The organism is Paenibacillus sp. NRS-1781, from assembly GCF_050467745.1.
In the GTDB taxonomy this organism is placed as follows: domain Bacteria; phylum Bacillota; class Bacilli; order Paenibacillales; family Paenibacillaceae; genus Paenibacillus; species Paenibacillus terrae_A.
This window is the reverse complement of the sequence record NZ_JBITPI010000012.1, coordinates 95,848-112,656: the sequence shown is the minus strand read 5'-3', so window position 1 is coordinate 112,656 and position 16,809 is coordinate 95,848. Positions and strand designations below refer to the sequence as shown.

Genomic DNA, 16,809 nt, shown 5'->3' with positions numbered 1-16,809 from the left:
CTACTCTCCTTCGCCTAAGAAACAGAGGTTGTGTGGTGCTTCTCCTTGGTCTTTCCGCGGTCGCGACGACTCAGCAGAAATCCGACCAGAGACGCCGTGGATTGCTGGAAAATCATCCCGAGCACAACAGGCAGCGCTACCGGGGCCGGGAAGTAGGTGATGGCAAGTACTGCTCCCGCGCTGATATTGCGCATGCCGCCGTTAAAGACAAGCGCCGTACGGTCCGCATTGTTCCACCGCATCAGCCCTGAGATCAGATAACCAATCCCATATCCGGTGGAAGCAAGGACGATTATGGATAGGCATACTCCGACAAGCTTAAGATTAAAATCGACCAGATAAGGCGCGATTACAGATCCGTTAATCATCACGACAAGAGCCATGGCCAGCTTGGAGAACGGACCCAGCCGAGGTCCCCACACCTGCTTGATCTTCCCTTTGGTCCATTCGTTCAGCACCATGCCGATGAGCGAGGGAACGACAATCATCCAAAATAGGCTCTGCATCATCGCCCAGGTGTCAAGCTGCACATCCGCTCCGACCAACAGGGACATCATGCCAGGCACGGCGAATGGAGCCAAAATCGTATCGATCAGAATAATAGCCAATGTCAGCGCCGTATTGCCTTTGTAGATGTTGACCCACACGAAGCTGGAAATGCCCGTAGGAATAGCCGCGCCAAGAATAAGCCCGGTAATCGTATATGGATCGTCGCCAAAAGCCAGATGTCCCAGCATCATGGCGAGAAGCGGCATGGCCAGGTGAAGAATAAACAGACAGGCGATCAGCGGACCGGGATGCTTTATCACATGGACAAAATCCTTGAAACCCATGCTGATGCTGCCTGCGAAGGTCATGAAGGCAAACAGCCAGGGAGAGAATTCGGTGTATTCCGTCAACGACGTACCGATCAGGACGCCAATGAGTATGCTGGTGGGCGTGATTAGCGGCATAGCTGCATTTAGTCTTCGATTCAACGTTCGGAGCATACAAAACTTCCTTTTTTAACCTTAAGTATAGACCTTGCACCCCCGATTCGTAAATGATCTGTGACTTGCGGTAGCCCGATAGAAGCAAATTTGAACGCTCCTGATGAATATAGATCAACCCTTCAAATTATTTCGGTATACCAAAGGAGAGCAGCCCATTATTTTTTTGAATAGTCTGGAGAAGTAGTACGGGTCCCTAAAACCGAGTTGTATGCTAATCTCTTTAATAGAAGCATTTGTTAAGTCCAAAAGCTGACTGGCCCTCTGTATCTTCATTCTTAAATAGTAATCGACTGGAGAGTAGCCGGTTGATTGCTTGAATATCAAGTTCAAATGCTGCCTGGATACCTGAACATGCCGACTAAGCTCCTCCAACGAGACGCTGGATTCCAATTGTTCGCTCATATAACGTGTTGCCTTATCAACATGGCTCTGGTACGTACTGTCTTCCTTGCGAAATGCAACAGATAAAACAAAACTCAGCAGATAACGAACAGTTTGCGACACTTGAACTAAATGTATAATAGAGTATGATTTGTTCAATAAAAGGTCGTAACACTGATGAAATAGCTCCAGTAGTTTGACTTCATCACTGGCAGCCATTGTAACATACGTTTTAAAAGGGTCAAACAATACCATGAAATCGTCCATTTGGTCCCCTTGGAGATGAAACCAGTAAATCGTCCAAGGATCTTCATCGTCAGCCCCATAAGCATGTGGCATGTCCCTGGGAATGTAAGCAAAGCTTCGCTCCGTCATACAAATGGTTATGTTATTCTCCGTTCGTACCCAACCTTTTCCGCTGGCACAGTAGATGAATATATAAGAGTCACAGCCATGCGTTCTTTCGCGAAAATGATGACGGGCATGGCTAAAGCAGCCTATATCCGTAATATATAGATTTCGTGTAAGCGGATTCAATTTTAATTTATTCAACATATAGGGTGGAAGGACATATAACCTTTCACCCTCAAATCCATCAGCTTTCTTATTCATAATCTATTCATCCCCCCAGTTGGGCGCAGCTCTAATGAAGAAATACGTATATAATCCATCATAAACAGTGGATTGTCAATTGTCTGTAATGCCGCTTACTTGTAAGCTCTGAATATAAGAGCGACTACAAAGGAGTGATGAATTTGAGCAACTTCGATGCTAAGGCACGCGTGTGGGAGGAGACCGTGCAGGTCCCTACGTACGGCATTGGCAAACCCGACAAAAATCCAATGTTTCTGGAGAAACGTGTCTACCAAGGAAGTTCCGGTCGAGTGTATCCGCATCCGGTAATTGATAAAATTGAGGATGATAAGAAGCTCGGAAATTATCAATTGGTTTTTCTGGAAAATAAATATTTGCGTATTGAGATCATGCCAGAGCTGGGAGGTCGTATTTATCGTGCGGTCGACAAGACCAACGGTTACGATTTTGTTTATTATAACAGGGTCATCAAACCAGCGCTCGTTGGCTTATTGGGGCCATGGATATCGGGAGGCATAGAGTTTAACTGGCCTCAGCATCACCGTCCCAACACTTACGGACCCGTCGAATACAAGCTGGAAGAACGTGAGGACGGAAGCGCGACAGTATGGGTGAGCGAAATGGATCGTATGTTCGGCACGAAAGTAACCGCTGGCTTTACACTTCAACCGGATAAAGCATACCTGAAAATTGGGGCCCAGCTATACAACCGGACTGCCGAGCCTCAAACGTTTCTATGGTGGGCAAATCCAGCCGTAGCGGTACATGATCACACTCAATCTGTTTTTCCTCCGGACGTATCAGCCGTGTTCGACCATGGAAAGCGAGATGTATCCCGTTTCCCGATCGCTACGGGCACTTATTATAAAATGGATTATTCTGAAGGTGTTGATATTTCCCGATATAAAAATATTCCTGTCCCCACCTCGTACATGGCCTATAAATCGGACTACAATTTCATAGGTGGTTACGACCATATGAAGCAAGCCGGGCTTTTGCATGTGGCCAACCATCATATTTCTCCCGGAAAAAAGCAATGGACATGGGGCAATGGCGAATTCGGCCAGGCATGGGAGCGGAATCTGACTGACGAAGACGGTCCGTACATCGAGTTAATGACGGGTGTATATACCGATAACCAACCGGATTTTACTTGGCTTCAGCCGTATGAAGAAAAATCGTTCACGCAGTATTTTATGCCTTATAAACATATTGGTATGGTCAAAAATGCTTCAATTGATGCAGCCGTAAGTTTGGACATGGATCGCAGCGAAGGGACAGCACAGATTGGAGTTTATGTGACTTCGCCATTTCTTAAAGCCATCGTGGAATTAAGCAGCCAGCGGAGAATCTATATTAAGGAATCTGTAGATCTGGAACCTGGTATGGCCTTTGTACAGAAGATCGATCTCTTGGCTGAGGATGAGGATAATGAACTATGCTTAACCGTCAAAGAAGCAGCAGGGAGGGAGCTGATTAGCTACCAGCCGAAGAAAAAGCAAGTTGAACAGATGCCAGCTGCGGCAGCTCCCCTGCCAGAACCGGAGGAATTAAGAACTAACGAAGAATTGTATCTAGCAGGACAACACTTGGAGCAATACCGTCATGCCACCTTTGAACCCGAGGCGTACTATCTGGAGGGCCTGAAAAGAGATAAAAATGACAGCCGCATAAATGTAGCTTATGGTACGTTGCTTCTTCGTAGAGGGTTGTATTTAGCAAGTGAAGCGTGCTTCCGTAAAGCCATTTCGCGGGTAACCTGGCGTAACGCTAACCCCTATGACGGTGAGGCCTACTATCAGCTTGGTTTATCGCTAAAGCACCAAGGGCGACTGGATGAGGCGTTCTCTGCATTTTATAAATCAGTATGGAATGCGGCATGGCAAGACAGCGGGTATTTCTCACTTGCGCAGATTGCGACGGAAAAAGGGAACTATGAAGAAGCATTGGAGCTGGTCGAGCGTTCGATCATCCGAAATGCTCGTAATTACAAAGCACGCAACCTTAAGTCGGCCATTTTTCGTAAGCTTGGCAACTACGAAGCGGCAATAGCTTTTTCCAGGGAAACGATTACGCTCGATATCGCCGATTTTGGAGCTTACCGTGAGCAGGCATTATCTTTAGAGGCTCTTGGGTTACGATCTGATGCTATAACGGTCTTCGAAGAATTGAAAAAATGGATGCGTGGAGATGTGCATAATTATATAGCAGTAGCATCGGACTATGCGGCGGCAGGACTTTATGAGGATGCGGCATTCGTGCTGGAAGGAGCTCCAGAGCAGGCGCAAACCTACCCTATGCTGCATTACGTTCAGGCCTTCTGCTATGCTAAAATTGGCAAGCACGAGCAGGCGAACAGGGCTCTCGCTCAGGCAGCCGAAGCAGTACCCGATTACTGCTTTCCTAACAGTTTGTTTGAGTTAGACGTGTTGCAATCTGCAATTCGAACGAAACCGGGGGATGGAAAGGCTCATTATTACTTGGGCAATTTACTCTATGATAAGAAACGGCACTTGGATGCCATTGCTTGCTGGGAAACTTCACGTTCCATTGATGATACCTACCCCGTTGTTCACCGTAATCTTGCGCTTGGATATTTTAACAAACAAGGCCAAATAGAGAAGGCTCGCCATTCGTTAGAGCAGGCCTTTGCAGGCAATACATCAGACGCGCGTGTTCTTTATGAGCTTGACCAGCTTTATAAGAAGCTGAACATCAAGGCTGATGACAGATTGAACTTGCTAGAGAGTTACCCGGAGATCGTTAAGCTTCGCGATGATCTGTTTTTGGAATATGTAACCGTTCACAATACGATGAAGCAGCATAGGATAGCGTTGTCCTTACTGACAGGCAGAACATTTCATCCATGGGAAGGCGGAGAGGGTAAGGTAACCGGACAGTATAGACTTGCCAAAATAGAGCTTGCCAAGTCCGACCTGAGGTCTGGACGGATTGAACAGGCTGTAAGAGGGCTGCGAGAGGCTTTAGTTTATCCGGAGAACCTTGGCGAAGGTAAGCTAAAGGGCTCCCAGGATAACGATATCTACTATTATTTGGGCTGCGCGTATGAGCGATTGAAATTAACAGATGAGGCAGCGCTGGCCTTTTCCACGGCCTCTCAAGGACTGGAGGAACCCACCAACGCCATGTATTACAACGATCAACAGCCGGATATGATATTTTACCAAGGATTGGCCTGGAAGAAACTCGGTCATGTCAAGGAAGGCAATCGCCGATTCAACAAGCTGATTGATTACGCTGAAAGACACTTGTTCGAACCCGTGAAAATGGATTACTTCGCGGTTTCATTACCCGACTTTCTTATTTTTGAAGATGATTTGAATATTCGTAATCAGATCCATTGTACTTATATGAAAGCACTTGGCTTGCTTGGATTAGGGCGACAGGACGAAGCTATTCTGCATTTTGAAGCGGTGCTTAAGCTGGAAGCTAACCATCAAGGAGCATTGAATCATATGGACTGGGAGGGGAGCTTAATTGAGTAATCTCTTGAAAAGGTTACCGCGCAAATTGACGATCACAATGTGGGATTTCTCTTGGTATACCATGACACAGGAAGGTGAGCCCTATAGCGATCTTGAAGCCCGTTTTAAAGAAGCGGTCGAAAGAGGCTACAATACGATCCGAATATGTGCTATGCCATTCATGTTGTTTACGGCAGATGGCAAACGCCCCGGACCCTTGGAGTTTGCGAGCCTTGGGAAAGTAGGCCAGCGTACGCGCTGGTATAACTGTCGCGGAGGCGCAGTGCTGGATGGGCATGCTCATTTGCTTGAGCTATTTAGACAAGCAAAGGCTCATAGCTGTTACATTATGTTATCCTCCTGGGAATATCAGCAGAGTCCCAGCTTTCTGGCTCATGCTGAGCTTAGAGATGAATTAGCTGCAATTCCACCTAAGGAAAGATGTATGACCATTGCAAGGTCGATGGATCAGTTGATTCGTTTCGTTACAGCGGAAGGCTATAGAAACCAGATTATCTATACAGAGTTGCATAACGAAGTGGAGTTTGGACAGTTAAACGCCGTCGCAACATCTGAAGGCATAGCAGAAACGAATATATCAGCGCTTATTGAAGCCATGCAGCCCTATGTAGAGGAAGCGGTTGGCTATCTTCGCCAATGTCATCCCGATATGATGATGACGGCCAGCTATACGTTAAATGAAGCCTACCCTAAAGCTTACGTCGCGCGCAATATGCAGGTTGCCCATTTTCATCTGTATATTAAAGGGGTGCTTAATGAGCTAATGGAAGCGGCAGGGCTTGATGATGAGCTGTCGCCATTCCCCAATCCCTTTGTACAATCCCTATTAAGAGAAGACGCACCTCCATTTGCAGAGTGGACCCTGCCTCCGGAGCAAAATTGGCGGATGGAAGGCAATCCGGTTGGCATGAGGCTTATTTATTTGCACGACTGGGTGGAACCCGATCAATGGGATTTATTTTTGTATGATCGGTATGGAGATCATAAAATGGCCATGTTGCAGAAGGCGGACTCCCGATTGGAAGAAATTCATGAATGGACCCGTCATTCCGGCATTCCCATTGTCATAGGAGAAGGCTATGTAGGCTACACGCCGCTGTACGCCCAATTTGAAGAAGGCCCAGTCGGTAAATTTATCGCTGAATATGTATTGCGAAAAGGAATGGCACTTGGATTCTGGGGAATGACCCTCTGCTCCAACTGTGCTCCGCATCATCCATTCTGGAATGATGTAGCCTGGCAGCGCAAGTGGAATCAATTTATCCTGAATTCAATATGAACGAGTGAGGGGAGTGAACTTCATGAGAAACTATCGAATTACGGTCACAGACGATCACAAGTATATTGTTAAAGGTCATATTCAGCTTGGCGGCACCCATCCAAAAGGAGAGGAGATCGGATTCACTAACTATTTTATGGAGAAGGATGGAGAGCCCTTTTTCGGCATTTGTGGTGAATTCCATTATGCCCGTTATGATGAACGCTATTGGGAAGATGAAGTGATTAAAATAAAAATGGGCGGCGTAAACATCATTGCAACTTATATTTTTTGGAACCTGCATGAAGAGGTTGAAGGTGTTTTTAATTGGAGTGGGAATAAAAACCTTCGCCGTTTCATCGAGTTGTGTGGCAAACATCAGCTATACGTTATGATTCGGATCGGACCCTTCAATCATGGTGAAATCCGAAACGGCGGTATGCCGGATTGGTTATTCGGTCGGCCCTTTGAGGTTCGTTCTAATGATGAGGGGTATCTGTTTTATACAAGAAGAATGTATAACCAAATCGGTGCGCAGGTTAAAGGATTGTTATATAAGGAGGGGGGGCCGATTATCGGCACCCAAATCGAAAACGAGCATTATCATTCATCTGCTCAGTGGGCATTGACTGTAGGAATTAATGATATGTGGTTAAACAGTGGAAGTGACGGTAATTCGCATCTGTTAAAACTTAAAGAAATAGCTCTGGAAGCGGGGATTGATACTCCGATCTATACGTGCACAGGATGGGGAGGAGCCACAACGCCTGTACCTGATATGCTGCCCCTATGGGGCGGATATGCCTACTGGCCATGGATCTACTACGAAGAGGGCCGTCTGGAGGGGATGGACGAGCATCCTGCGACACCGGAATACATTTTTCGAGACAAGCATAATAACAAGATTCCAAGGAGCTACAATTTCGAGCCGCTATATGCCCCTGAAGATTATCCGTACGCTTGCTGCGAGATGGGTGGCGGTATGGTTCAGTTTTATAAATACCGGTTTGCCTTTCCCTATCGCAGTGTTCCAGCGATGACTGTCATGAAGGTTGCAGAGGGCTGTAATCTGATCGGGTACTACATGTATCATGGGGGTTCGAATCCTAGGGGTAAGGTTAACCCGTTCACCAATGATCTGGCTACACCTAAAATATCCTATGATTTCAATGCCATGATCGGCGAATTCGGACAAGTAAGGGAATCATACCAAAGAACAAAGCTACAGCATTATTTTTTTTCAACCTTCCAAAAGCAATTCTCCCTAACGAAAACTATTTTGCCAGGCGATACGTCCCAAATGGACCCTTATGATGTAGATACCTTGCGATATGCAGTGCGCTCCAGTGCCGGATCGGGTTACCTGTTTCTGAATAATTTCCAAGACCATGTCGAAAATGTTGACCTGTGCGATTTTAAGGTAAGCATTGAGCTACCCGAGGAAACGATTGTCATACCTAGTCAAGGTGAGCTGACGTTAGGACGTGAAAGCTTCGCTATATTGCCATTTAATTTCAATTTGGATGGAATGAAGCTCAAATATGCAACGGCACAGCTGATAACAAGGATAGAAGAGGCTGGAGAAGTATATTATTTTTTCGTTGTACCGGAGGGTATGAAAGGAACCTATGCAATGGAGTCAAAAGATATGATCAGTGCCACCATCGACAAAGGTTCGATAGAGCAAATGGATGGGAGCACGATCATTAAGGTTGGGGAAGAGGAAGATAGTCTCATCCACCTGGTAGCTGAAAGTGGCAATAAAGTCTCCATCTACACGATGACTGATGAACAAAGTCTTAATTTTTGGAAGGTAAACCTGCAAGGTCGGGACAGAGTCATTGTGACAAGTGCCAATGTACTTGTATCTGGAGCTGAGATCAAGCTGGAATCAACGGATCAGGAGATGGTGACACTGAGTGTATTCCCGGATTTTGACACCCCGATCACATCCATTTCCGGTGGAGAGCTGCTTGAAATAACAGAAAGTGAATTATTTAAAACGTATCATTTAAAGGCTCCCAAGAAAGAAATACACTTCAATTTGAAAAGGGTTAATAACGATAAATTCACTCTTGATTTCAATGTAAATGCGTTTGACGGAATCAAGGAGGCTCTACTGCGTATCGATTATACTGGAGACATCGGTTATGCTTTCATTGATGGCGAACTGATTCACGATAACTTCTGCAACCATACGACCTGGGAAATGGGTTTGAAATCCTTTGAGCATCGGCTTATCGAACAAGGAATGTATGTGTATGTTTCCCCCATTCGAAAAGGCAAGGTTCTCAACAGCAATACGACCATGGCTGGCTGGAAAGAGACGACGGAGGAACGAATCGTGGACATCAGCTCGGTCAGCATTGTACCTGTGTATGAGATCAAAATCACCATGTAACCCGGGCAGTTTTCGATGTTGATCTCCAGATCGATGATGGTCCTCAGAATTACATATAACAATCGAAGTGAGCCCAAAGGGACACTTTTTATAAATTGGCTAGAGAAGTTCTAAATTCAATATAGTATAAATAAATTTATACTACAGTCACTCCCTTGGCGCTGGCTGTTTTACTAAAAAGAATAGCATCCATGACTGAAATAAAATGGTACAATTGATGTGCATTCTCCATGAGGAGGGATACCTGCATGACCATGACCATGGGACAGATTGTGAACCATCTGACCAAGGGAATAAGCACACCTCACACGACCGTAGATCTGCTTAACCCAGGGCATGTGGAGTTTGAAGTGCAAGGAATTGTAACCGCTTTCTGCGCGTCGCAGTATGTGATAGAAGAAGCTATTTCTCTAGGCGCAAATTTTATCATTACGCATGAAGGCATTTTTTATAGCCATCTGGGGATACAGGAAGGTTTACGGCATGACCCTGTCTTTTTGCAAAAATCCCGTCTGATTGCCGACTCGGGTCTAGGTATTTATCGTTTTCATGACACCATGCACTGTTATCAGCCAGATGGAGTGATGGTTGGACTTCTCCAGGCACTTGATTGGCACACCTATGTTGTGAAACAGCAGCCGACGTCCGCCATTTTGACGATTCCAGCTATGGAAGTTAAGGAGGTCGCTGAATATATCAAGGCCAAGCTTCATATTCGTTATGTACGGGTAGCTGGGGAGCTTTCCATGCCATGTGAACGAGTGGGGATTATGGTAGGCTACAGGGGCGGTACTGAACTGGCCATTCCGCTATTTCTAAATGAAAATGTGGATTTGATCCTTGCTGGTGAAGGACCCGAATGGGAAACACCAGAATATGTGAAAGACGCTGTCTATCAGGGCCGAAGTAAAGCCCTTATTATGCTGGGACATGCTGAAAGCGAAGCGCCTGGTATGAAATATCTTGCTGATGTACTTTCCGCCCAATTTCCAATGCTTCCCGTACACTTTGTTGAAGATCGCCCGGTGTTTCAAATATTGTAATCGAGAACACATCTATTGTGATGATCATCCCGCGCTATTGTTATTTCCGTTCATCAATTTTTATGAAATGGAGGCAAGATGATGGGAAGCAGAGTGATTACGCCATTCAACACAGACTGGGAATTTATAGAAGGAAATTTCACGGGTGCCGAGAAGATGGATTATAACGATGAGCAATGGCGGCTCCTTCAAGTTCCTCATGACTGGAGTATAGAACAATCCTTTGATCCACATATGCTGTATGGCGGGAATCAAGCTTATTTGCCCAGATGGTCTGTCGGATGGTACCGCAAGCATTTTAATGTGAAGCCCTCTTCTCCCAAACAGCGCGTTTACATACAATTTGATGGTATTCACCATAACAGTGAGGTTTGGATCAATGGGCATTTTGTGGGCAAGCGGCCTTATGGATATGTTAGTTTTCAATATGATTTGACTCCATATATTCGGTGGGATGAGGATAACGTGATTGCTGTCAAAGTGGACAATACGACTCTTCCGCCTGACAGATGGTATTCGGGGTCCGGTATTTATCGTCATGTCTGGCTGATTTGTACGGATTATATTCATGTAACCGAATGGGGGACTTACATCACCACACCTGAAATTTCGCCAGATGAAGCCAAGGTGAGTGCCAGAATCCAGGTTACTAATCATCATGAGCATGCTGTAGAGTGTAATATTGTGACTGAAATTCTGGACTCACAGGGACAAGTAAAAGGAAAAATTGAAAACCGAGTGACTCTATCGGGCTTTGAAGCGGGCGAAATGGAGCAAAAAACGCGGGTTTTAGAGCCAGAATTATGGTCACCGGAGAACCCGGTGCTCTATGAAGCTCAAACCATCATTTATTGCGACAATAAAGAGGTAGATTGTTATCGAACCCCTTTTGGCATAAGAGAAGTGAAACTGGACGCTCAAAAGGGTTTATTTCTGAATGGAAGCAGCTTGAAGTTAAAGGGAGTTTGCATTCACCATGATTTAGGCTGTCTGGGAGCTGCTTACCATGATACAGCCATGAAAAGAAGGCTACAGAAGCTGAAGGAAATGGGCTGTAATGCGATTCGTTTTGCCCATAATCCGATGGCGCCTGAATTGTTGGATCTTTGTGATCAGATGGGGTTCCTGGTAATGGACGAAGCTTTTGACAAATGGAAATCTCTTTCCTATGAGCATTTATATGATGAATGGTGGGAAAAGGACCTGGAGGCGATGCTCGTAAGAGACAGAAACCATCCCAGCGTTTTCATGTGGAGTGTGGGGAATGAAGTAGAGAACCAGGGCCAGCCGTCCATGCTCAGGATGCTGGAGCAGCTCGTTGCCTTTTGCCATGAAAAGGACCCTACCCGGCCTGTTACCTGTGCGCTTGAGCCGCATAATACACCGATCAGCCTGCGTGATGGTTCGATTGAAGCCAAGGTAGAGCATACCAGGCTGCTGGCACAACGAGTGGACGTTCTGGGGTTAAACTATCAGGAGCAGTGGTATGAGCACTACAGAAGCGCCATGCCGGATACACTAATCCTTGGAACCGAGACTTTCCCATACTATCGTGGTAAAGATAACCGGGTTAAAGGTTATTTGCCCCACAATCCCTGGTTTGATGTCGTTAATCATGATTATGTGATGGGTCAATTTGTTTGGAGCGGGATTGACTATCTGGGAGAAACAAGCTATCCCTCCAAAGGGTGGTCCTCGGGTCTGATTGATACTTGCGGGTTCCGCAAACCTGTATCCTATCTTCAACAAAGCTTATGGTCAGATGAGCCTATGGTGCACATTGCTGTACTTTACGAACGTATGAAGCCGGAACACAATCCATCGTGGACGATGCACTGGAAATCTCCGGGTATGGAAGATCATTGGACATTTCCTGAATACGGCGGAAAATTGGTACGGTTAGTTACCTTCACCAATTGTGAGCGCGTGGAATTGATCGTGAACGATGAATCTTACGGTGAGAGAAAGCTTGCCGATTACCCTGATCATTTAATCAAATGGGAGCTTCCCTATACTCCGGGCACCATCCGGGCTATTGGCAGTATTGGAAATCAGAAGGTCTGTGAGCATGAATTAACCACTTCCGGGCTTCCTTATGCTCTAAAGTTGGAGGTTGATCGGACGGTTCTACCTGCCAATGGTCATGAAATATCTCATGTGGAGGTAACTGTCTCAGATCAAGATGGAATCACTGTACCTAATCAGGAATTTGATGTGACCTTTACACTACATGGTGATGGTCGTATCCTTGGAATAGATAACGGCGATCTCACCCGTGATGAACCCTTCCAGGGAAACCAGATACGAACACACAGAGGCAGGTGTCTCGTTATTGTGCAATCCGGATATCTGGCAGGTGAGCTGTTGCTTCAAGCTTCAGCAGATGGAGGGTTGCAGGGAGAAACCAGACTAAATATTGAGCATGAATACAAATGACCATTCAATAACGGTGATGGCAGTGTAGCCGCTTCTGAAAAAATTCAGGAGCGGCTATTGTTAGTCTAGAAGATATCGGCTTTTTTTGATGTTTCTTTGATCCCATTGTGTCCTGTTACACCTTTGGCTTGGCCGTATCTCATGGTTTCTATTTCATCGACATCCGCTCCCTGATGGTAACCGCCAAACTCAAGGGAGGACTTCATTCAGCAGATGAACCTAAATCCGTAATGGATAACTTAACATCGAAAGTTACGGGGATTTGACTGAATTTATAATCCCAATCCTTCTTTACCTTTTTCCACACTTGAGGTTGCTCAATATACAAGTGCTCGCCAAAACCGGCAACATCGACTTTATATTCCGATTGTAGCTTATGCATAAGAGTTTTAAGCCTCCTTGTTACTTCTTTTTCAAACTCTTTCTCAGCCTTTTTGATGTTTTGTGTCTTGGTCGGGTCCATTTTATCATCCCAGTCTTCAATTAAACGCCCTTTGGATTCAATTTTGACATGAAAGGAGATGTCGTTTCCCTCAGTCACCTTAGTGGTTATTTTGCTATTTACCGATTTGATCTCATAAGTTATAGGTTGATTCCGCTCATCATATGTTTTAATAGCTCCACCCTCAACATCATCTTTAATCCAACTAATACTTTCCACGTCTTGTTGCCCCAAATTGCCGAGCCAGTGGCCGGTGTCTCCCTTAATAATACTGGCACCTGAAAATTCAAGTTCTCCTTCGGCTTCAATAATGTTTTGCAGGATATAGCTTTTTTTGGAATGCATCAGCCCATCCAATTCAGACAAATTGATCCCTCTCATTAACTTGCTGGTTCTGAAATGGTTTCGAATCATATACAATATATGGAAAGAAGGGACCTCGTCCTTATATTTTGTGACCAATGTGTTAGCTGCTCGTCCCTTACTTAAGAAAACCAGGCAACTCGGTCGAATATCATTATCACGAAGCACAAAATCCATTAATTGCTGCATCGCCTGTTGTTTCGCCAGTTCGGTAGAAACCACGATGACCTTCAAGTGGTGACCAATAATCGGGCGATCCAGGCGGATGGAGAGTTGCCGGAAGATTTCAAGTACAGAATCCCCGGTGCCAGCTATATTGATATAGTTTGGCCCTTGTCCACCTGCTTGTTTTGCCGCGTTTCCAAAAGACTTTTTGGGGACGATTTGCACAGTGGCAGTAATTTTATTTTTCTTGAAGTAATAGCTGCCTTCCTTCTCCAGGTCCTGCTCCACTGTGCTAGGCTCACCCTTATCCAGTGACAGTCCTGTATACATGCTTAGCTCCTCTATTTCTCTGCTGCTCCAGCAACCAGCTTGAGTTACCAGAAGAATGAAGGCAAGCAGCAAAGATAGGATATGTCGTCTATACATTTTGCTTCATTCCCTTCTTTCTTATTATTAAAATAATGGAAAGAAGTACCGGGACCAGAAAAAATAAAATAATTCCCATGTATCCGATCGCATCGCCCAGACTAAACACTTCACTCATACGTACAGGAACCATAGTGGAGATGAAAATAAGCGGGATTAAGACAAATACAGCATAACGATATTGAAGGCCAAACACCTGTGAGACACCTAAGGATGCATTGAAGAAAAAACTGCAGAAATTACAAAACATTTGCATCATCCAAATCACCAGCAGCGGAAACTCAAGACGTTCAAAAAGAAACCCCGGGATTTCAAAGCTGCGCATTAAATTAATGGTGGGCCAGGTACTTGTCACAGTAGAATCCACCGATAACCCGCCGACTACCATAACGACTGTCAAAAAGTACAATACCCAAGGAATGCTGATTCCTGCTACCATAGTCTTGGCCGCTTTTTCAGGGTGCTGCAAGAAAGCGACCAGTGTCATGATGACTTCACATCCAGTGAAAACAAGGACGGTCGATTTTAGTCCCTTAACTACTGGAAGAATACCGTTACTCAATACAGGACGAAGATGGTCAATTTCAAAGACCTTTAGGCTAAGGACAAAACAGAGGAGCAAAAAGAAAAGACTGATCGGGAGCACAATCTGGTATAACCGCGCGATGGGATTAATGCCTCCAAAAACCAGATAACTTCCCACCCAGATGAATGGAATTACAATCGCCCAGATGGGTGTCCCTTCAAGCAAAAAATAAATCGTCACTTCAGCTAAAACGCGAATCTCAAAGCCGGCGATGATTAGAAAATATATAATTAATAGCAGACTTAAAAATCCTCCAGGAATGATACCCACGATTCTTCTGGAGTATTGATACACAGTGTTACCGGGAAATTGTTGGCTTAATTTCACCATAAGCAAGACCACGAATATGACAATACATCCGCCGATCAGGACAGAAAGCCATGCATCAGGAGTCTTTACCGTCTCACTAACACCTCTCGGGAGTGTCAAAATCCCTGCGCCCAATACAGTATTGGTCAGGAATACTGCCGCCTGTGTGGATGTGATCTTATCATCAGAGCGTCTGAACACAATATTTCCTCCTTCCTTCGGGTGCTACGATTTGCGCTTGCTTTGCTGAGTTTTCATCATAACGGGTCTTCGTTTCATCATCGTCAAAGGAGCACGAATAAACAGATCCTTCCAGTCGCTTAGACGTATGGGTGTGAAAGGAGTAATATACGGTACCCCAAAGCTTTTCAATTTCGTCATATGGATACAAATTAACAGGAAGAACAATACCGTTCCGAACATGCCCAGAAGGGCTGCAAAGAGCATTCCGGCGAAACGTAAGAGACGCAGGGTAATGCCCGCGCTGTATGACGGTATCGAAAACGATGAAATGGCAGTAACCGAAACAACAATCACAAGGAAAGGGCTAACAATACCCGCATTGACAGCAGCGTCGCCGATGACTAAGCCTCCCACAATGCCCATGGCAGGACCAATAGGTTTGGGCAATCGTATGCCGGCTTCCCGCAGGATTTCGATAGAGATTTCCAGAATCATAACTTCGATGACAGATGGAAAAGGGACTCCTTGACGGGTCTCGATGATGCTAACGATCAGCTTGGTTGGAATCAAACCGGGATGAAACGATATAAAAGAGATATATAAAGCAGGACCCATAAGCGCTATAAAAGCTCCGAAAAATCGCAACACGCGTAAAAGTGTCCCTGGAATCCAGCGCTCATAATAGTCCTCGGGAGATTGGAGCAGCATGCTGAAGGTCACCGGAACAATAAGTGCAAAGGGAGTACCATCCAGCAGAATCGCTATTCTTCCTTCCAACAAAGCACTCATGACACGGTCGGGGCGTTCAGTGTTGTGAGCCTGCTGGAATGGACTTAAATAATTGTCTTCAATAAGTTGCTCCACATAACCGGATTCAGGTAAAAAATCCATGTCTATTTTTGAAATTCTGTCCTTCACTTCCTGAAGAAGATCCGGATTTACAATATCCTTGATGTACGCGATAACCAGATCTTTTTTGATTCTGCTTCCAACCTGAAATTTCTTTATTTCCAGACTTTTATTTAGGCCTTGACGTCTAAGCATCGAAGTGTTTTCACTTAATACTTCCGTAAAGCCGATTCTGGGACCCCGAAGTAATGCTTCAGAGGTCGGCTCATTCACGGGTCGAACGGGGCCGTTAGGGGGCCCGACCAGCAGTGCTTCATTCAGGCCTTCCATTAATAACACGGTATAGCCCAAAAGGATTAATTCGTACAGATTCTCCATATCTGCAACTTCACTGATTTGCGTAAGTGGCATCAAGCTTTCTTTTATAAAAGACTTACTTATGCTTTCCGATTGTTCCTGTTGGCCGTCAAGCATCAATACCTGCAATACCTGCTTGTTTATAAGCCCTTCATCCTGCATACCTTCTATGAAGATTAACACGGACCGTGCATGAAATTTCTTAGCCATAAACTCACGAAAATGCACATCACTATTCTCGCCTATAGCCTCTTGGAGTGATTTCAAATCGGCATCATAATTCCCTGAAATTTTGGAGCCTGTTGCCTGCTGCTGATCAGCGTGGTCTTTATCATCCATTGGACGGTCAGCAGGTTGTTTGGAATTCGCTCCCTTACTTCCTACAAGTGAATATATTGAGCGGTTTATATAATAAATCCCTAATGGAAAAATCAACGCGAGGGCTGCCTGAAATAATGTAGCCCAGCTTGGAATATAAGGTACTATTTTAGACCACATGATGATGACCCCCAAACAAT

At 45.2% G+C, this 16,809-nt stretch carries 10 protein-coding genes; 5 read left to right on the top strand and 5 right to left on the bottom strand.

Annotated elements, in window-relative coordinates:
* Nucleotides 1–14: 14 nt before the first annotated feature.
* Together ACIFO6_RS04100 and ACIFO6_RS04095 are read right to left on the bottom strand one after the other, a co-directional pair.
* A complete protein-coding gene (locus tag ACIFO6_RS04100; protein ID WP_430038429.1) occupies nt 15–989 on the bottom strand; it encodes a bile acid:sodium symporter family protein in 975 nt (324 codons plus the stop codon).
* A 114-nt stretch (nt 990–1,103) separates the two neighbouring features.
* Nucleotides 1,104–1,985 (bottom strand): helix-turn-helix domain-containing protein, encoded by an 882-nt coding sequence (locus ACIFO6_RS04095; RefSeq protein ID WP_430038427.1) that lies wholly within the window; start codon nt 1,983–1,985, stop codon nt 1,104–1,106.
* A gap of 137 nt (nt 1,986–2,122) precedes the next feature.
* Between ACIFO6_RS04095 and ACIFO6_RS04090 the strand changes: the two genes are divergently transcribed.
* The 5 genes from ACIFO6_RS04090 to ACIFO6_RS04070 all read left to right on the top strand — a co-directional run bounded on the left by ACIFO6_RS04090 (nt 2,123) and on the right by ACIFO6_RS04070 (nt 12,611).
* The gene (locus ACIFO6_RS04090) at nt 2,123–5,473 is read left to right on the top strand and encodes a DUF5107 domain-containing protein (RefSeq protein WP_430038425.1); all 3,351 of its coding nucleotides are present in this window, start codon (nt 2,123–2,125) and stop codon (nt 5,471–5,473) included.
* A complete protein-coding gene (locus ACIFO6_RS04085; protein WP_430038423.1) occupies nt 5,466–6,752 on the top strand; it encodes a cellulase-like family protein in 1,287 nt (428 codons plus the stop codon). The genes ACIFO6_RS04090 and ACIFO6_RS04085 overlap by 8 nt, the downstream gene beginning before the upstream one ends.
* A gap of 22 nt (nt 6,753–6,774) precedes the next feature.
* A complete protein-coding gene (locus tag ACIFO6_RS04080; RefSeq protein WP_430038421.1) occupies nt 6,775–9,132 on the top strand; it encodes a beta-galactosidase in 2,358 nt (785 codons plus the stop codon).
* Between the two features lie 248 nt (nt 9,133–9,380).
* Nucleotides 9,381–10,175: a Nif3-like dinuclear metal center hexameric protein gene (locus ACIFO6_RS04075; protein WP_430038419.1), complete on the top strand. Its 795-nt coding sequence runs from the start codon at nt 9,381–9,383 to the stop codon at nt 10,173–10,175.
* Between the two features lie 81 nt (nt 10,176–10,256).
* On the top strand, nt 10,257–12,611 hold the full coding sequence (locus ACIFO6_RS04070; protein ID WP_430038417.1) for a glycoside hydrolase family 2 TIM barrel-domain containing protein: 2,355 nt from the start codon (nt 10,257–10,259) through the stop codon (nt 12,609–12,611).
* Between the two features lie 202 nt (nt 12,612–12,813).
* Here the strand turns inward: ACIFO6_RS04070 and ACIFO6_RS04065 are convergent, their stop codons facing one another.
* The 3 genes from ACIFO6_RS04065 to ACIFO6_RS04055 are packed head-to-tail and all read right to left on the bottom strand — an operon-like array spanning nt 12,814 to nt 16,789.
* On the bottom strand, nt 12,814–14,007 hold the full coding sequence (locus ACIFO6_RS04065) for a Ger(x)C family spore germination protein (RefSeq protein ID WP_430038415.1): 1,194 nt from the start codon (nt 14,005–14,007) through the stop codon (nt 12,814–12,816).
* Nucleotides 14,000–15,103 carry a GerAB/ArcD/ProY family transporter gene (locus tag ACIFO6_RS04060; RefSeq protein WP_430038413.1) on the bottom strand — a complete coding sequence of 368 codons (1,104 nt, stop codon included), beginning with the start codon at nt 15,101–15,103 and terminating at the stop codon, nt 14,000–14,002. Before ACIFO6_RS04060 ends, ACIFO6_RS04065 begins: the two co-directional genes overlap by 8 nt.
* Nucleotides 15,104–15,127: 24 nt before the next feature.
* Nucleotides 15,128–16,789 (bottom strand): spore germination protein, encoded by a 1,662-nt coding sequence (locus tag ACIFO6_RS04055; protein ID WP_430038411.1) that lies wholly within the window; start codon nt 16,787–16,789, stop codon nt 15,128–15,130.
* Nucleotides 16,790–16,809 lie beyond the last annotated feature (20 nt).